This window comes from Bacteroides sp. D2, assembly GCF_025147085.1.
GTDB lineage: Bacteria > Bacteroidota > Bacteroidia > Bacteroidales > Bacteroidaceae > Bacteroides.
In genome coordinates this window covers 838,379-858,558 of sequence record NZ_CP102261.1, presented here as the reverse complement: position 1 = coordinate 858,558, position 20,180 = coordinate 838,379, and the positions used below count along the sequence as shown (strand labels likewise).

The 20,180-nt window shown below is 42.6% G+C and carries 11 protein-coding genes; 9 read left to right on the top strand and 2 right to left on the bottom strand.

The window, feature by feature from the left end:
- The 5 genes from NQ505_RS03025 to NQ505_RS03005 all read left to right on the top strand — a co-directional run bounded on the left by NQ505_RS03025 (position 1) and on the right by NQ505_RS03005 (position 9,489).
- The gene (locus NQ505_RS03025) at positions 1-3,090 is read left to right on the top strand and encodes a SusC/RagA family TonB-linked outer membrane protein (protein WP_008998099.1); all 3,090 of its coding nucleotides are present in this window, start codon (positions 1-3) and stop codon (positions 3,088-3,090) included.
- Positions 3,091-3,105: 15 nt separating this feature from the next.
- Complete coding sequence (locus NQ505_RS03020; protein ID WP_008998098.1) at positions 3,106-5,154, top strand: RagB/SusD family nutrient uptake outer membrane protein; 2,049 nt, start codon at positions 3,106-3,108, stop codon at positions 5,152-5,154.
- A 20-nt stretch (positions 5,155-5,174) separates the two neighbouring features.
- Positions 5,175-6,194 carry a DUF4973 domain-containing protein gene (locus tag NQ505_RS03015; protein ID WP_004310847.1) on the top strand — a complete coding sequence of 340 codons (1,020 nt, stop codon included), beginning with the start codon at positions 5,175-5,177 and terminating at the stop codon, positions 6,192-6,194.
- A gap of 219 nt (positions 6,195-6,413) precedes the next feature.
- Positions 6,414-7,766, top strand: a complete 1,353-nt coding sequence (locus NQ505_RS03010; protein WP_008998097.1) for a sulfatase — start codon at positions 6,414-6,416, stop codon at positions 7,764-7,766.
- A 37-nt stretch (positions 7,767-7,803) separates the two neighbouring features.
- Entirely contained in the window at positions 7,804-9,489 is a 1,686-nt protein-coding gene (locus tag NQ505_RS03005) for an arylsulfatase (protein ID WP_008998096.1), read from the top strand.
- A gap of 148 nt (positions 9,490-9,637) precedes the next feature.
- On the opposite strand, the gene NQ505_RS03000 is transcribed toward NQ505_RS03005, so the two are convergent.
- Together NQ505_RS03000 and NQ505_RS02995 are read right to left on the bottom strand one after the other, a co-directional pair.
- The gene (locus NQ505_RS03000; RefSeq protein WP_008998095.1) at positions 9,638-12,199 is read right to left on the bottom strand and encodes a hypothetical protein; all 2,562 of its coding nucleotides are present in this window, start codon (positions 12,197-12,199) and stop codon (positions 9,638-9,640) included.
- 6 nt (positions 12,200-12,205) lie between these two features.
- Entirely contained in the window at positions 12,206-13,996 is a 1,791-nt protein-coding gene (locus NQ505_RS02995; protein ID WP_008998094.1) for a glycoside hydrolase family 2 protein, read from the bottom strand.
- A gap of 260 nt (positions 13,997-14,256) precedes the next feature.
- Here NQ505_RS02995 and NQ505_RS02990 point away from each other — a divergent pair, with 260 nt between their 5' ends.
- The 4 genes from NQ505_RS02990 to NQ505_RS02975 are packed head-to-tail and all read left to right on the top strand — an operon-like array spanning position 14,257 to position 20,083.
- On the top strand, positions 14,257-15,849 hold the full coding sequence (locus tag NQ505_RS02990) for an arylsulfatase (protein WP_008998093.1): 1,593 nt from the start codon (positions 14,257-14,259) through the stop codon (positions 15,847-15,849).
- A gap of 18 nt (positions 15,850-15,867) precedes the next feature.
- On the top strand, positions 15,868-17,238 hold the full coding sequence (locus NQ505_RS02985; protein ID WP_008998092.1) for a sulfatase: 1,371 nt from the start codon (positions 15,868-15,870) through the stop codon (positions 17,236-17,238).
- 54 nt (positions 17,239-17,292) lie between these two features.
- Positions 17,293-18,669: an arylsulfatase B gene (locus NQ505_RS02980; protein WP_008998091.1), complete on the top strand. Its 1,377-nt coding sequence runs from the start codon at positions 17,293-17,295 to the stop codon at positions 18,667-18,669.
- A gap of 34 nt (positions 18,670-18,703) precedes the next feature.
- Entirely contained in the window at positions 18,704-20,083 is a 1,380-nt protein-coding gene (locus tag NQ505_RS02975; RefSeq protein WP_008998090.1) for a sulfatase, read from the top strand.
- Positions 20,084-20,180 lie beyond the last annotated feature (97 nt).

The following is a 20,180-nucleotide window of genomic DNA, read 5'->3' as shown; positions in this document are numbered from 1 at the left end:
ATGAGAATAAAAGAATTTATTACGATTTGTCTGTTATTAGTCTCTGTTTCCCTTTTTGCTCAAGAGAAGACAATTGAGGTAACAGGAGTCGTGACGGACACGAATAAAGAACCATTGGTTGGTGTCAATGTGACAGTGAAGGATAAACCTGGTTTAGGAGCGATAACGGATATCAACGGACGTTACAAAATAAATATTGAGGAATTTTCTCGTTTGGTATTTTCATATATTGGTTTTGATACGCAAGAGATATTGGTGAAACGTCAGAGTTTGGTTAATGTATCGATGAAAGAATCGGATGCTAGGGAAATTGATGAAGTTGTAATCACTGGTACAGGAGCACAGAAGAAATTAACAGTGACTGGTGCGGTGACGAATGTAGATGTAGAAGTATTAAAGTCAAATCCTTCAGCAAATCTTTCTAATGCATTGGCTGGAAATGTGTCAGGTGTTCTTGCCATGCAGACTTCCGGACAACCGGGTGTAAATACTTCTGAATTCTGGATTCGAGGTATTTCCACTTTTGGAGCCAATAGCTCTGCATTAGTGCTGGTTGATGGTTTTGAACGCGATTTGGATGAGATCAATATTGAAGATATCGAATCCTTTTCTGTATTGAAAGATGCTTCTACGACGGCGATTTATGGTCCTCGTGGTGCAAATGGTGTAGTACTGATCACCACTAAACATGGTAAGGAAGGCAAGATCAAGATTAATGCCAAAGTAGAGACTTCTTATAATGCCCGCACTATTACTCCGGAATTTGCGGATGGTTACAGTTATGCCATGTTGATGAATGAAGCGCGAATTACTCGTAACCAAGAGAGAATTTATCAAGAGGATGAAATGGAAATTCTGCGATTGGGGCTTGATCCGGATTTATATCCGAATGTTGACTGGATGGATGTGTTGTTAAAAGATGGCGCCATGACCTATCGTGCCAATCTGAATATGAGTGGTGGTGGTAGTACGGCACGTTATTTTGTATCGCTTAGTTATGTGAATGAAGAGGGAATGTACAAAACAGACGAGTCCATGCGTAAGGATTACAATACCAATCCTAGCAGTCAGCGTTGGAATTACCGTTTGAATACGGATATTGATGTAACAAAGACTACTCTTGTAAAAGTTGGTGTATCCGGTTCGCTAAAGAAGCGTAATGCACCGGGACAGGGCTCTAATGTCTGGACTTCATTAATGGGGCAGAATCCGGTCAGTATTCCTGTTATGTACTCTAATGGTTACATTCCTGCACATGGAGTAGAAGATAATCGCAAAAATCCTTGGGTACTTGCTACACAGACTGGATATAAAGAAATCTGGAATAATAAGATTCAGACAAATATTTCTCTGGAGCAAAAGCTGGACTTCATTACCAAAGGCTTACGCTTTGAAGGCCGTTTCGGATTTGATACGAATAATCAGAGTGAAATAAACCGGATAAGAATGCCGGAGACATGGCGCGCCCAAAGAGAACGTGACGATGACGGGAACCTGATTTTCAAGCAACAAAGTGCCGAGAAACCAATGGAACAGACGAGTTCTTCCACTGGTGAGCGCCGTGAATTTTTAGAGGCCTATTTGCAATATAATCGTGCATTCAAAGCACATCACGTAGGTGGTACTTTAAAATATAGCCAGGATGCTTATCGGACCACAGTAGATATTGGAACAGATGTAAAAAATGGTATTGCCAAACGTCACATGGGATTGGCGGGGCGTGCCAGTTATAACTGGAATTATCGCTACTTTGCGGACTTCAACTTCGGTTATAATGGTTCGGAGAATTTTGCTGACGGGCATCGTTTCGGTTTTTTTCCAGCCTTTTCTTTAGCTTGGAATATAGCAGAAGAGAAACTTGTTAAAAAACATCTGAAATGGATGAATATGTTCAAGTTACGTTACTCTTATGGTAAGGTTGGTAATGATAAGATGGATGTACGTTTCCCTTATTTGTATACTATCAAGGATGATGGAAGTGGTTGGACTTGGAGTGATTATGGTTCTACGGATAATGTATATACAGGAATGCAGTATACACAGTTGGCCTCTAACAATGTCACCTGGGAAATTGCAACCAAGCATGATGCGGGTGTAGACTTATCTTTATTCAATGATAAGTTTACGGCTACTGTAGATTATTTTCATGAACAGCGTGATGGCATCTATATGGAACGTAAATATCTACCAGGTATTGTGGGGGTGAATAGTAATCCAAAAGCGAATGTGGGAAGTGTCCGGTCGAAAGGTTTCGACGGCAATTTTGCCTACAAGCAGAAGATAGGAAAAGTCAATTTGACTGTTCGTGGTAATTTTACTTACAGCAAAAATGAAATTCTGGAAAAAGATGAGATGAACGCAGTTTATCCTTATCAAAAAGAGGCTGGCTACAGGGTTAATCAGGCAAAGGGATTAATAGCTTTAGGATTGTTTAAGGATTACGATGATATACGAAATAGTCCGCAGCAGACTAATTGGGGAAAGGTACAACCGGGTGACATCAAATATAAAGACGTCAATGGGGATGGAATCATTAATGCTAGTGATGAAGTGGCCATTGGTGCGACAACAAAGCCTAACTTGATATATGGTTTTGGTATTTCTGCACAGTGGAAAGGTTTTGATTTTAATGCTCACTTCCAGGGAGCAGGCAAGTCTTCATTCTTCATTAATGGTTCTACTGTATATGCCTTTAAGGATAGTCAGTGGGGAAATATTCTGACGAATTTAGTGAAAGATCGCTATGTCGATGCGGAGACAGCTGCCACATTGGGTATTCCGGCTAATGAGAATCCTAATGCTTCGTATCCTCGGCTTAGTTATGGAGGGAACGATAATAATTATAGAGCTTCTACCTATTGGCTCAGAGATGGATCTTATTTACGCTTGAAAACATTGGAAGTAGGTTATACATTGCCGAAATCAATTGTGAACAAGATGCGGTTTAACAAGATACGTGTATTTTTCATTGGTACCAATATCTTGACGTTTGCTAAATTTAAAGAATGGGATCCGGAAATGGGAGTCTCTAACGGTGAGAAATATCCGCTTGCTAAGACGTTTACTTTGGGATTAACTGTGAATATCTAATTAAATGCATGAAAAATGAGAAAGATATATAAACTGTATATTGGTATTATGTTGAGTGCGATTGCCGTCGCTTGTTCGGATAAACTCGACTCTGACAAATATTTCAAAGACCGCCGGTCTTTGGAGGATGTTTTTACTGACAAGGAATCTACGGAAGAATGGTTGGCGAATGCCTATTCCTATTTAGGTGGATACAATCTGGAAGTATCTAACATGCTTAATACAATCACTAATTTCGCCGATGATATTTATTTCGGTGGGAATAGTCTTGATGCGTACAAGACATTCAAGACTGGTACTTATGATGAAGGTTACCGGCATTCGTGGGGGGATAGTTATAAAGGTATTCGTCAAGCGTCTATCTTCATTCAGAATATTGACATGAATACGAAATATACGGAAGAAGAGAGAGCCGATCTGAAAGCGCAAGCCCGTTTCGTGCGTGCGTATTATTATTGGTTATTACTACGTAAATACGGTCCTGTACCCTTATTGCCAGATGATGGACTTGACTATACTGCCGATTATGATGATTTGGAAATTCAGCGTAATTCGTATGATGAATGTGTGGAATACATCGAATCGGAGATGTGCCTGGCAGCCAAAGACCTGCCTCTGGCCCGGGCCATTAATCAGGTGGCACGTCCCACGCGAGGAGCAGCATTGGCAGCTCGTGCCAGAGCATTGGTATATTCGGCAAGCCCTATCAATAATCCACGTCCGGGAGATCCTGATAAATTTTCGGATTTGGTAGATTATGAAGGAAGATGTCTGATGTCTCAGGAATATAATGAATACAAATGGGCTAGAGCTGCAGCTGCGGCAAGAGATGTGATGGAACTTCCCGGAGAAAATAACGGGCGTCGTTATGAACTTTACCATAAGAAAGCAACTAATATTGCTGAACCCGGATATCCTGCTACCATTGCTCCTTATCAGGATAAGGACTTTTCAACAAAGACATGGAATGAAGGTGGATATAGTGATATAGACCCTTATGAGTCTTATCGTGCTGTTTTTAATGGTTCATTAGCGATGTACCAAAATCCGGAGTTGATTTTCAGCCGTGGGCGTAATCAGGGAGCCAATAGTATTGCTGAAATGGTGAAACTTCAAATGCCGAAAACTTTGGGTGGAGGAAGTAATGCGTATGGCATGACACAGAAGATGTGTGACGCTTATTATATGGCAAATGGAGACGAATTTAGCAGAGAACATTTTAAAGAAGAGTACCCTTCTGGCACACGTTTTGTCACTAAAGAGGAGGTTGAGGCAGGTACATACCCTCAACTAAAAGAAGGGGTGTATAAGGAATATGCCAACCGAGAACCACGTTTTTATGCTTCGGTTTCTTATAATGGCTGTGTGTGGGCTTTACTGAAAAATGCAGAGACAACGGACTATAAGAATGACGTTGAGAAACAAGTCAACTATTATTACGGTATCAATACGGACGGTTTCTCCGGTACTGGTGTTTATTTACGATCTGGCATCGGTATCATGAAGTATGTACACCCGGATGATACGAATCGTAAGGAAATAAAAGCAAAAGCAGAACCTGCCATTCGTTTTGCCGAAATTTTATTGATCTATGCCGAAGCCTTGAATGAGTTGGAGGATGGATCTTCATATGACATAGCATCATGGGATGGTTCTACCAGTTATTCCGTCAAACGTGATATTGATGAAATGAAAAAAGGTATCAGACAGATACGTCGCCGTGCGGGTGTACCCGATTATACCATGTCGGAGTACCAAGATCGGGATGTATTCCGCAAGAAGCTGAAACGTGAACGTCAAATTGAACTCATGGCCGAAGGGCAGCGTTATTTTGATTTACGTAGATGGAAAGATGCAGAAGTGGAAGAGTCCAAGAAAAACTACGGATGTAATTTCTATATGTCGGATACGGAGGAGCAGAGAGAACAATTCTATACTCCGATTGAAATTGCAGACTTGCCTACTGCCTTCTCGCGTAAGCTCTATTTCTGGCCTATCAGCCACGATGAGCTGAAACGTAATAAACGGTTGACGCAGAACCCGGGATGGACATACAATGATTAATCTCCTAATAAGAATATGATATGAAGAATATATATATTTATTTAAGTTTATTGGCTGTCATCGTCTTGGGAACCGCTTGTAATAATGAGTGGGAAGATGAGCAGTATGAACAATACGTATCTTTCAAAGCACCTATCGCTTCAGGAGGCGATGGTGTTACTACCATCTACGTCAGATATAAGGATAATGGAAAAGTGACTTATCAGTTGCCTGTCATTATCAGTGGCTCTACAGTGAATGGACAAGACCGAGATATACATATAGCAGTGGATAAGGACACATTGAAAACGTTGAATATCGAGCGCTTTAGTCTTTATCGTCCGGAATTGTGGTATACGGAAATGGAGGAAGATAAATATGAATTTCCCGAAACGGTACATATTCCTGCCGGTTCGTGCGTAGAACAATTAAATATTGATTTTAATCTACAAGGCATTGATATGTTGGAGAAATGGGTTTTACCGTTAACCATTGTTGATGATGGAGCCTATGATTATCAAAGTCATCCACGTAAGAACTATGCAAAAGCTTTGTTGAAGGTAGTACCTTTTAATGATTATTCCGGTTCGTACACGGCTTCTTCCATGAAAGTGTACACTTATATAAATGGTAAGCCTGATACGAATGCAAGAACGACGAACAAGCGTACAGGATATGTGATAGATAACAATTCCGTATTCTTTTATGCCGGTCTGATTAATGAGGATATGGATAAAGACATACGTAAGAAGTACAAAATCAATGTACACTTCAGAGAAGATGGAACATTGGATATGAAGCCGGACGATCCCAATAATGAAATGGAATTTGAATTAATAGGAACACCTATCTATAGTAGTACATCGATTATGGATGCTACACGCCCTTATTTGGAACGTCGTTATGTTCAAATCATGTTTGAATATGATTTCCAGGATTTTACCTATGGTGGAAGTGATACGGAAGTTATCCCTATCAAATATAGAGTGGAAGGAAGCATGACGCTACAACGGAATATCAATACACAGATTCCGGACGAAGACCAGCAAATAGAATGGTAATCTTATAAATGAGTGGAGATAGGGAAGATATAGGAATAATATCTTCCCTATTTTGTTTATATATGGGTTTAGATTAGCTGTTCCTCATCTTTGTTTACCTGTTTTTTTCCTTTATTGATTTGTATTTTTCCCTTTCTCTTAAAAAACTTCCCTACTTTTGTTCTGTAAGTCAGTCACACGAAACCGACAAAAAGTACAGTTAATTAAATCAGAATAATTATGAACATCAAAAAACATTTGCCTTGGTTGGGAGCTTTATTACCCGTAGCCAGTATGCAGGCAGAGACAAAACCTAATGTAGTCGTCATTTATATAGATGACATGGGAATCGGGGATATCGGTTGTTATGGGGGTAAGTTTGTTCCTACTCCGAATATTGATAAGATAGCGCAGGACGGATTGTTATTCAATCAGTATTACTCGTCCGCACCAGTCAGCTCACCTTCACGTTGCGGATTGACAACAGGCAAATTTCCCATAGAAGTAGGAATTAATACCTTTTTAAATAATAAAGCCAGCAACAAAAAGTGTGAACAACGTAACTTTTTGAGTGACAAGAATCCTTCCATGGCACGTGCTTTTCAAAGTGCAGGTTATGTTACCGGGCATATAGGTAAATGGCACATGGGAGGCGGACGCGACGTACATAACGCTCCTTCTATTAAGAATTATGGTTTTGACGAATATATATCAACGTATGAAAGTCCGGATCCGGAACCGGCAATTACTGCTACGAACTGGATATGGTCGGCTAAAGACAGTGTAAAACGCTGGAGACGTACCGAATACTTTGTAAATAAGAGTATTGACTTTGTCAAACGTCATAAAGACCAGCCTTTCTTCTTGAATCTTTGGCCGGATGATATGCATACTCCTTGGGTACCGGAATTTAAGCAAAAGGATAACAAAAGCTGGAACACGGAAGAAGCCTTCATCCCTGTTCTTGCTGAAATGGACAAACAGATCGGACGTTTTATCAAAGCACTGGATGATATGGGATTATCGGAAAATACAATCGTGATTTTCACTAGTGACAACGGACCGGCACCCAGTTTCCAATCCGCTCGTGCTGCCTATTTAAGAGGAACGAAGAACAGCCTTTATGAAGGTGGAATTCGTATGCCGTTCCTTATAAAATACCCCAAGAAAATAAAGGCTGGACAAGTGAATAATGAGAGCGTACTGTGTGCAGTCGATTTATATCCCTCTTTATGTGCGATAGCCGGAATTGAAACAGAGAAAGGTTACCGGGGAGACGGACAAAATTATGATAAAGTTCTTCTGGGTAAATCGAATGCTAAACGTAAAACGGATTTGATGTGGGATTTCGGTAGAAACCAATTCTTTAAGAAACCGGGAAATGCAAACGACAGAAGTCCTCATCTGGCTATACGCAGTGGCAACTGGAAGCTATTGATAAATAGCGATGGAAGCGATGCACAACTGTACGATATTGAAAAAGACAAATTCGAGAAGAACGATGTGGCGCAGTCGCATCCGGAAGTCGTAGCTAAGTTGAGCAAAAAAGTATGTAAATGGTTTGCGGAAAACAAAGACAAAGGAAAAGAGTAATACAGTGAAAAACAAATTATAAACCAACATTAAACTTATGAATTCTAAATTGTTATTATTACCGACCGCCTTGATGGTTGCTGGCCATTCTGCAGCAGAGGCGAAAGGCAAGAAATCGGACAAACGTCCTAATATCCTGGTAATTCTTGCAGATGACCTTGGCTATTCCGATCTGGGATGCTATGGTAGCGAGATTCATACTCCTAATTTGGATAAACTGGCACAAGAAGGAGTACGCTTTAATCATTTCTATAATGCAAGTCGTAGTTGTCCGACTCGTGCTTCCCTGTTGACGGGACTTTACCAGCACCAAGCCGGAATCGGACGAATGACCTTTGATGCTCACTTGTCGGGCTATCGCGGAACACTCTCACGCAATGCCGTTACTATTGCCGAGGTGTTGAAAGAAGCAGGATATACCACCAGTATGGTTGGAAAATGGCATGTTGCAGAGACTCCACTCCGTAAAGACCAACGCGAATGGTTGGCACACCGTGTCTTCCATGATACATTCTCTGATTTATGTCATTATCCCGTCAATCGTGGGTTTGATTCTCACTATGGAGTAATTTATGGAGTGGTGGATTACTTTGATCCGTTCAGCTTGGTAGAAGGTGAAGTGCCTATAAAGGAAGTACCCAAAGGATATTATATAACCCAAGCTCTTTCTGACCGCGCTGTGCAAGAGGTAGAAGAATATGCAAAGGATGACAAACCATTCTTTATGTATCTGGCCTATACAGCACCGCATTGGCCGCTGCATGCACTTCCTGAAGATATTGAGAAATATAAGGATACTTATAAAGTTGGTTGGGAAGCTATCCGTAACGCCCGTTACGAACGTCAGAAGCAGTTGGGGATTTTTCCGGGAATGGATAACTTCTTGTCCGAACGTCAGTTCCATGACAAATGGGAAGATAACCCGCACGCAGAATGGGATGCCCGTGCGATGGCCGTTCACGCTGCAATGATCGACCGTGTAGATCAGGGTATCGGACAGGTTATCGAGGCTTTGAAAAAGACCGGACAGCTTGATAATACACTGATTCTTTTCTTGTCTGATAATGGTTGCAGTAACGAAGACTGCCAGAACATGTCTGGTGGAGAGAACGACCGTCCGGATATGACTCGTGATGGAAAGAAAATCATTTACCCACGTAATAAACAGGTATTGCCTGGACCACAGACTACATACGCTTCATTGGGAGCGCGTTGGTCTAATGTAGCGAATACTCCATTCCGCTTTTGGAAAGCCAAATCTTATGAAGGAGGAATCTGTACTCCGATGATTGCTCATTGGCCGAAAGGAATTAAAAAGAACGTGGGTGGCATGACATCTGAAATCGGACATGTGATGGATATCATGGCTACTTGCGTTGATTTAGCGGATGCTGAATATCCAACTACCTATAAGGGACATGATATTCTTCCTATGGAAGGGAAGAGCTTACTCCCGATCTTTAAGACGGGACATCGTAAAGGACATGATTATTTAGGTTTCGAACACTTCAATGAACGTGCTTTCTTGTCTAATGACGGCTGGAAATTAGTTCGTCCGAAAAATAACTCTCAATGGGAATTATACAACCTGAATGAAGATCGTAGCGAGCAACACGATTTGGCTGCTAAATATCCGGAAAAGGTGACAGAGATGGCTAAAGCTTACGAAGCATGGGCGAAACGTTGTATGGTAGAACCTTACCCGGGACAGAAAAAGAAATAATTATTATTTCATGTAGAATTGGCTTTATATAAAACTGAATTAATGGAGAATTGAATAAATAATGGGGATGAAGAATTCCGGATCAGGAACAACTTCATCCCCATTAAATTTTTCACATATCAACTTAACCAATCTGCGATAGGGATTATTATTCTATTTGTCCAATGGTAGAATACCTCATACTTCCTATCTGTCCATCTTTACCCAGCGTTTCCGCTTGAATAATCAACGGAGTGGAATATTGGTTATTATAACATTCAATTACCGCTTTTCCATTTTCATCTGCTTGTACGGATGGATTCCAGTATAACGTCCGTCTTTTATCTACTTTATCCATATACAGTTCCTTGGTCGGGTAGGCAGGAGAATAATATTCCAATGGACGGGTATATCCCTGGATAACGGTTTGTCGGGTACCAAGTACTGCACTCTGGCTTTTATTTAACACATCGCGTCTGGGCAGGGGAATCAGGTAGAAAACACTATATTTATCCAGTTTGCTTATATCGACTCCCGTGCTATCAGTCACCTCGGACATCTTTGTATTTTGGATAATGTCGTCATCGATACCTCCGGTGCCTTTGCTAATGATGATAGAAGCCAATCCGTCCACTTCAGTCAGCATCATTTGAGTTTCTGTTTCAGACAAAATGTGATTATCCATGATATAGCAGATCGGTTTCTGACGATACGTATGCTTGTCATTGGTGCGATCCCAATAAAATTGCGGACTCAATTTTTCCATTAATTCAGGAATGGTGGTGACAATCTTTCCGTTATCGCGTAATACATCCACCGAACGGCGTACATCGTAATAAGCATCAACACTCTTCTCGCTGATCTTAGTAGCCATGTTGCTTCCCTGTCGGCGTTTACTTTTTATCTCTACTTCATCCAATACATAAAGTCCTTCTACCCTCCGGATGGAATCCATGTATAAAGAATCAAAACTCTCGGCTTTCTGTTGCCAGTAGGTCAGGTCTTTCCATTCCGGATGAAGCTCCTTGTAGCCGTAAGCCCGCGGAGCGGGGGAGAAATTGCGGTCGATCAGTATAGAAGCATCCTTATTACGTTCTTTACCGACTTTCCGGGTTTGGATCACTGCCTCTGTCGTTCCTTCAAAATCTTCCACAGGAATGGTGAAACGGCCGTTTTCATCGGTCACGGTTCCTCCGGTTATGAATTGATCGTCCTTCTTCACTATCACGCTAAGCGCAATATCTTTCAGTTTATTTTTGAGAATGGTTGATTTCACCTGCCCGTTCAGTACCAGTTGTGCTTCCGGCAATTGAAGCGGAGTGAAAGGAGCGGTAGAGATGGCCTGGCTTATGTCGTATTTACGCCATCCGTGCACCATCAATAAAATATCCAGTTCGGTTTGCTTTCGCGGAGACGGGGATGCGAAGTAATAACCGGGTTGATGGATATATCCTTTTAAATCGGAGGTTAACAACAGATCCGTGAAAATATTGTTGTCATACTCCAGATAGTCGGACCGGACACCGTCCCGAATGCTGACCGACAATTCTCCGGATACAGGTTCTCCCTTAGCATTCTTTACTTGCAATTCGCAACGAATGGGAGCATAGGGAGCGTACACTTCTTTCAATCCTTCCGTCGATATTTGTAGTGGAGCACGCGGATTAGCGAAGACAAAACGTTCACACAATGTATTACCTGCCCGGTTGATGAGGCTGACCTGCAGTACACCTGCCGGTAGTTTACGGGTGGGCAGAATAAACTCCTGCGGAGCATCCGCCCGGCAACTAATCAGCTGGTGGATAGATGGACGCCCTTGATGACTGATAAATACGGCCAATGTGTCTTGAGGGGTGGCGGCATTGCAGGATACTCTCACCAAAAGAGCACCGGCATTACTGACAGTACTCAAAACATACCCGTTAGGCAATGCCTGTGGAAGTGTGAATTCATATTTCTTTCCTTGAAAACTGACTTTAGCAATCGCAGGTTGAGCGGAAGGGGTATATTCAAAATGTCCCATTCCATCGTGCAAAGTCTCGAAAGAGGTTATCTCTGTTCCTTCTTTGGTATAGATCGTTCCCGATAATTCAATGTTCCCTCCATTCTTACTCTCCGCCTTGAAAGCGACTTGCGAAGTTACCCCTTCCACTAATTGTCCTCCTTCGGGGAAAAAACGCACATTTAACTTCTCCTCTGTTTCAGACGGCCGGTTCTCCATTGACGAACTTAATTCATAAGTCGTGATACTACGTTCCAGTTTATCACTATTGGAAAGCTGATAAATAGGAAAAGTGCGCGAAAAATACTGTGGTTCATTAAAAGCAAGCATCCAGCGCGTATAGGCGCGTACCTCATAATAACCGGATAGCATTGAATGAGGAAGAATGAATTGTCCATTCCCTTGTCCCTGTGTCAGCTTGATAATTTGTTTATCTGCTATATGCCCCGTCTGATCTACTAACTCCACATACAGAGGACGACTGATTAGACTGAAAGTCTGTTTTTCGGCAAGGGTGACATAAGCTTTGAACCAAATTGTGTCACCGACATAATAACTCGTGTTATCAAAATGTAAATACGCTTTCTCCCGTGGAAAGTTGTTGGCGAATGTTTGTGCCTGGTTCATGTATTGTTGGAATACAACCTTGGCGGGAGGTACTTCTCCTGACACATACACGGTCAGGAGAGTACACAATACGGATATCACTAAGATTCGCTTTTTTATCATGATAGCTTATTCTTTAATTTTTAGAAATCTGTTACTTGGGATCTTTTCGAAAATAGTTTTAATTCGTTTCATATCTAGCTTGGGACGACGATCATAGTAATAGATGCCATTCTTTTCCTGTTCAATGTCTGTCAGTTGAGTATAGCAGAATCCGGTCACCTCTTTAGCATTTGCTATCGCATCCATAAATCCCTCCAATCGTTCGTAGAAACCTTCTTCGCTTGTGATCGTTTTGCCGTATCCCCATGAAGTCTTGTCTTTATGTGCCCCAGTCCAAAGCATTCCGCCAAACTCTCCGATGAAGAACGGTTGATGATTGTAGAATGCTTGTTTTTCATTAGGTTTTAAGTAGCGTGCGAAACGCGCAGTGTCGGACTCATAATTACGAATTCCCCAGATATCCGTCAGGAAATGGGTGTCGCCGGCAATGCCGTTGACTAATCGTGTGGGGTCAATAGCTTTCGTCAGGCGGTATGTATCAATGATTAAACGCGGCATCTTGCCGGATATAAGAGTATAAGGATTTTCGAGCGGCTGATTGAAGGGAACCCATGCGATGATGGATGGATGATTATAGTCCCGCATAAGTATCTCCGACCATTCCGTCAGGAAATAGCGGGCTGCCTCTTCTTCTTTATAATCCATTCCCCAGTTGGCAGATTCTCCCCAAGTAATAAATCCCAGTTTGTCGGCCCAGTAATGGAACCTTTCTTCAAATACTTTTTGATGAAGACGGGCGCCGTTGAATCCGGCCTCTTTGCTAAGCAGAATATCATTCTTTAGTGCTTCATCAGTGGGAGCGGTCCAGATACCGTCCGGGTAGTATCCTTGGTTTAGCACAAGCCGTTGGAAGTAAGGTTCGTTATTCAGATAAATCTGTCCGTTGGAAGTGTGTACTTTGCGCATTCCCACGTATGATTTTACCTCATCGATAACCTCCCCATTGGCATTTTTTATACGGTAGGTTATGTCGTATAGGTAAGGGTTTTCCGGACTCCAGAGTTTCATGTCCTTAACCGGGAGAACAACGCTGGAACCGTTATTACATTTCACCACTTTGCGACTTACCTGACGACTGTTGTCATATAAAGTAATTTCCAGTGTCTCATCGTTCGAAGAACGATAAAATTCCGGTGTGACGATTAATTGTTGTTGATCGATATCCGGATTCGTCCGGGCAGATCTCAAACCATACGGAGAAACGGCTTCTAGCCATACCGTCTGCCAGATTCCGGTGACACGGGTATAAAAGCAACCGTATGAATTATACTGGGTAGATTGTTTGCCCACTGCTTGAAGCCCTGAACGGGTCTTGTCAGCAACAAAAACGACCAAGCTATGCGTATTTCCCGGTTCTACAGCCGGAGTGATGTCCAGCGAGAAAGAAGAACTGCCCCCGTCATGATTGCCGAGATAGTTTCCGTCGATGTATATTTCTGCGTGATAATCTACTGCACCAAAGTTCAACATGATTTTCTTGTCTTTCCAATTTTCAGGTATGGAAATAGAACGTTGATACCACATTTGTTCGATGAAATCCGTGTGATTTACTCCTGATAGTTTACTTTCGGGACAGAAGGGGACGGTGATTGTGTTGCTTAACTGCTTTGCGGTAGTTAATTGTCGGTTCTTTCCAGAATTCGACAAATCGAATTCATAGGTCCATGTTCCGTTTAAATTAATCCATTCGGCTCTTTCGAACTGCGGACGTGGATATTCCGGACGGGGAATATCATTGGTCGCATTTACTGTAAAGGATAGCAGTAAACCGACCAAAACAAGCTGTGTCTTTCTCATTTTGTTACTTTTTAGTTTTGCGTTTCTGAGTGATATCTTCAACGTATTGATTTGATACAAAGGTAACGAGATTGAAATTTAGAACAGGAAACTATTTGTTCAATAAAGGACAAAAACTGTTCATTGTTAAAATAAATGCTGATCGAGTAATTATGTGTTTTTTTTGTGGATATACCTGATTTTGTTCTTTATTGATTAGCATTTTTCCTTCCTTTTGCATAAACTTCTCTACTTTTGTTTTCCAGATAATTGATAATACTATGGTAAAGAAGAATTTCTTAATGACTGCCCCCTTACTGATGGCATCGTTTTGTTCGGCACAGGAAAAGCCGAACGTCGTACTGATTATGGTAGATGATATGGGTTATTCCGATATCGGCTGCTACGGTGGAGAAATACTGACCCCTAATATTGATGCATTGGCATCCAAAGGAGTACGCTTCACCCAATTCTACAACACTTCACGTTCTTGCCCCGCCCGAGCCAGTTTAATGACAGGACTGTATCAGCATCAGGCAGGTATCGGGCAAATGTCCGAAGATCCGTTTAAGCAAGAGAATCAAAAGAGCCCGAACGACTGGGGAGTGCCGGGATATAAAGGATTCCTCAACCGGAACTGTGTCACAATAGCCGAGGTATTGAAAGAAGGAGGCTACCATACTTATATGGCAGGTAAATGGCATCTGGGAATGCATGGAGAAGAAAAATGGCCCTTGCAACGGGGATTTGAACGTTTCTACGGCATTCTGGCAGGAGCTTGCAGCTACCTTCGTCCATCAGGAGGACGCGGGTTGACGCTGGATAACACCAAACTTCCGGAACCGGAAGCACCTTATTATACAACGGACGCATTTACCGATTATGCAATCCGCTTCGTTGACGAACAAAAAGACGACAAACCTTTCTTCCTTTACCTGGCATTTAATGCTCCTCACTGGCCGTTGCAAGCAAAAGAAGAAGACATTCAAAAATTCACCAAAATCTATCGTGAGAAAGGATGGAATGAGATTCGTGAAGCAAGACGGAAACGAATGGCTAAGTTGGGAATTATCGACTCGAACACAGAATTCGCCGAATGGGAAAACCGGAATTGGGACGAATTGACAGAGAAAGAAAAAGATGAAGTAGCCTACCGGATGGCCGTTTATGCAGCACAGGTGCATTGTGTAGATTATAATGTAGGAAAACTACTGGATTACCTGAAGAAGAATCATAAGCTGGATAATACGCTTGTCATGTTTCTGTCCGACAACGGTGCTTGTGCCGAACCTTATGCTGAATTGGGAGGCGGGAAAGTGTCTGAAATCAACGACCCGACTCATAGTGGAATGCCTTCTTACGGAAGAGCATGGGCGCAGGTTTCCAATACTCCGTTCCGCAAATACAAATGCCGTTCTTATGAAGGAGGCATTTCTACCCCTCTTATCGTGTCGTGGAAAAACAATCTGAATAATAAAAAAGGGGAATGGTGCCGTGTTCCCGGTTATTTACCGGACATTATGCCGACTATTCTGGAAGCGACAGGAGCCGCCTATCCGGAAACTTATCACGGTGGAAACAAAATACATCCATTAGTAGGTAGCAGCCTTTTCCCTGCCATTCATAAGAAAACAGACTCTTTACACGAATATATGTACTGGGAACATCAAAACAACAGAGCAATCCGTTGGGGTAACTGGAAAGCGATCCGCGACGAAAAAGGAAAAGAATGGGAACTGTATGATGTGGTTAAAGACCGCACCGAACGTAACAATCTGGCAGAACAACATCCCGAAGTACTGACGAAACTGGTTACCGAATGGGAGAAATGGGCGAATGCTAACTTTGTATTGCCTAAACATCCGAAGAAATAAATAAGGGAGGAACACGAAATGAATAAATTACTATTGAGTGCATCCGTTGCATTGGGTGCTACCAGCCTGTCTTTTGCGCAGCAAACGGAAAAACCGAATTTTCTGTTGTTCATAGCCGACGACTGTTCTCATTATGACCTGGGTTGTTATGGAAGCGTTGATTCGAAAACTCCGAATATCGACCGTTTCGCTACACAGGGAGTACGTTTCACGCAAGCCTATCAGGCTGTTCCGATGTCGTCACCTACCCGCCATAATTTATATACCGGTCTGTGGCCTGTACGTAGCGGCGCTTACCCCAATCATACTTGTGCCGATAAAGGAACATTGAGTGTCGTGCATCATCTGCAACCACTGGGCTATAAAGTTGCATTGATTGGAAAATCGCATATCGCTCCGAAATCAGTATTTCCTTTCGACCTTTATGTACCTCCTTTGAAAGGAGGGGAATTGAACTTTGAAGCAATTCAGAAATTTATCTCCGACTGCAAAGCAAACGGAGAACCCTTCTGTCTGTTTGTCGCTTCCAATCAGCCGCATACCCCCTGGAATAAGGGAGACGCTTCGCAATTTAATGCAGATAAGCTAACCTTGCCCCCTATGTATGTGGACATTCCCCAGACACGCGAATTGTTGACTCATTATCTGGCAGAAATCAATTTCATGGACCAGGAGTTTGGCAACGTCCTTTCTATCCTGGATAAAGAAAAGATGACAGATAAATCTGTTGTCGTATATTTGAGCGAGCAAGGCAACAGCCTGCCTTTTGCCAAATGGACTTGTTATGATGCAGGAGTACATTCTGCCTGTATCGTTCGCTGGCCGGGAGTGATTAAGCCGGGAAGCGTGAGTGATGCATTGGTGGAATACGTCGATATTGTTCCTACTTTTGTCGACATAGCAGGAGGAAAGCCACAGGCGAAAGTGGATGGAGAAAGCTTCAAACCGGTGCTGACAGGTAAAAAGAAAGAGCACAAAAAATATTCTTTCTCCCTTCAGACCACGAGAGGTATCAATGCCGGATCGCCTTATTACGGAATCCGTTCGGTATACGATGGCCGATACAGATATATTGTCAATCTCACTCCGGAAGCTACTTTCAAGAATGTTGAAACCAATTCTCCCTTGTTTAAAGAGTGGGAGAGCCTGGCGGAGACAGATGCTCATGCAAAAGCAATGACTACTAAATACCAGCATCGTCCTGCTATCGAACTGTATGATGTGAAGAATGACCCGTATTGCATGAAAAACCTGGCGGAAGATGCGACACAAACCGCTACCATCAGCCGGCTGGATAAAGAATTGAAACGTTGGATGAAGGATTGTGGAGACGAAGGGCAAGCTACCGAGATGCGTGCCTTCGAACACATGCCGGGAAAGAAAAAATAAGCCGTCACACATCAAACGAATAAAACACAGAATGTTATTTATAAATCGTATATCATGAAAAAAGAATTTTTTGGTTTGCTTTGTGGATGTACTCTGCTTCCGGCATTTCTTCATGCACAGACAGAGCGTCCTAATATTGTGATTGTATTGGCCGACGATTTGGGTTGGGGAGATGTAGGATTTCATGGAAGTGAAATCAAAACTCCCTGTCTGGATGCTCTGGTTGGAGAAGGAGTGGAGCTCGAACGTTTTTATACTTCTCCTATCAGTACACCTACCCGTGCAGGACTGATGACGGGACGTTACCCGAACCGTTTTGGTGTCCGTTCGGCTGTTATTCCGCCTTGGCGTGAAGACGGTCTGGACGAGAATGAAGAAACGATGGCCGATATGCTGGCACGCAACGGATATAAGAACAGAGCCATTATCGGTAAATGGCATCTGGGACATACGAAGAAAGTGCATTATCCGATGAATAGGGGCTTTTCACATTTCTACGGCCACCTGAACGGTGCAATAGATTATTTCGACCTCACGCGTGAGGGTGAATTAGACTGGCACAATGATTGGGAAACTTGCCATGACAAGGGATATTCTACCGAACTGATTACCAAAGAAGCCATCCGCTGCATCGATGCTTACGAGAAAGAAGGTCCGTTTATGCTGTATGTAGCTTATAATGCACCTCACACTCCGCTGCAAGCACAGGAAAAAGATATTAAACTTTATTGTGATAACTTCGATAGCCTGACACCGAAAGAACAGAAAAAAGTGACTTACAGTGCAATGGTTTCCTGTATGGACAGAGGAATCGGAGCTATTGTAGATGCCTTGAAGAAGAAAGGAATAATGGACAACACTTTCTTTATCTTCTTTAGCGATAACGGTTCTGCCGGTGTTCCGGGATCCTCATCAGGACCATTGCGCGGACATAAATTCGACGAGTGGGACGGAGGTGTACACGCACCGGCTGTTCTCTGTTGGAAGAAAGCGGAGAAACAATATAAGAACTTGAGCTCACAAGTGACAGGTTTTGTTGACCTTGTTCCTACATTGAAAGAACTGGTGGGAGATCACAGTCGTCCGAAACGTGAATATGACGGTATCAGCATACTCCCTGTATTGAATGGTAAGAAGAGCTGCATCGACCGCGATTTTTATCTGGGACACGGAGCCGTAGTCAATAAAGACTATAAACTGATAAGAAAAGGCATGAAACCGGGACTTGATTTGAAACAGGATTTCCTGGTTGAGTATAAAACAGATCCTTATGAAAAGAAAAATGCCAGCATAGGAAACGAGAAGATTGTGAAAGCATTGTATCAGGTTGCAGTGAAATACGACACCATTACTCCTTGTCTGCCGGAAGTACCCTATGGCAAAGGCCGTGACGGATTCAAGGCTCCCAAAGAATGGAAAGTAGTACGTTAATGATGTTGACCCAATAAATTGAAAATAATACAAGATGGAAAAATCAATGATTAGTATGTGCCTCCTAGGCGGATTGGCGATAGGAAACGGGTTTGCCCAAACTCCTTCGAAGCCTAATATTCTATTAATCATAGCCGACGACTGCTCCTATTATGATATAGGTTGTTTCGGGGCTGTAAACAACAAGACTCCTCATATAGACGCACTGGCGGAGCAGGGGATAAAATTCAACAATGCGTATAACTCCGTTTCGATGAGTACGCCTACCCGTCATTGTGTTTATACGGGGATGTATCCGATGCATCATGGTGGTTATGCAAACCATAGTTCGGTCAATGCCGATGTAAAATCTCTTCCCACTTACCTGGGAAATCTGGGCTACCGGGTTGGATTAGCCGGAAAATGGCATATCAAACCTTTGGCTAACTTCCCGTTCGAAGATGTACCGGGATTCCCCAAAGGATGTACAAGCACAAATACAGATTATCATACCAAAGGTATTGAGAAGTTTATGGAACGCGATTCTTCCCAACCTTTCTGCCTGGTATTGGCTTCTATCAACTCGCATGCTCCCTGGACGGGTGGTGACGCTTCCGTCTTCGACCGGAAGAAACTTCAGTTGCCGCCTCAATTTGTCGATACGGAAGTAACGCGTGAATACTATGCCAGATATTTGGCAGAAGTCGGTCTGCTCGACCAGCAAGTGGGCGACGCCATGCAGATTCTGAAAGATAAAGATTTGTTGCAGAACACGCTCGTTATTTTCATCTCCGAACAAGGTACGCAATTTGCCGGAGCTAAATGGACGAATTGGAGTGCAGGTGTCAAGTCAGCGATGGTTGCTTCCTGGCCGGGTGTCATTAAACCGGGTGTGGAAACTTCTGCCATCGTGCAATATGAAGATCTTCTTCCTACGTTCATCGACGTTGCAGGCGGAGAAATTCCTGACGTGATAGACGGAAAGAGTCTGCTGGGCGTATTCCAGGGAAAAACAAAGACACATCATAAGTATGCTTATCATGTTCACAACAATGTTCCCGAAGGTCCGGCCTATCCGATTCGCTCCATTTCAGACGGACACTATCGTTTGATCTGGAACCTGACTCCGGAAGAAACATACGTGGAAAAACATATTGAAAAGGCAGAATGGTATCTCTCCTGGAAAGCACAGGATTCGGATCGGGCACATAAAATATTGAACCGTTACAAGAATCGTCCCGAATTCGAACTATATGACATCAAGAAAGATCCGTTCGAGATGAATAATCTGGCGGATGTGAAGAAATATAGTAAGAAGAAAGCCGAACTGACGATGGAACTGCAAAAATGGATGAAGCAGCAAAATGACACCGGAGCTGATAAAGACCAGCCACGCACCCCTAAGAACAAGCAGAAGAAAGCAGCCAATGCATAGCATTCCACAATGCTATCATTATTTGCTCTCTGAAAGAGATTTTATTTTTTTATTTCTCATTTCTCATAAAATCTCGATAATTGGCTTGTAATCAAAT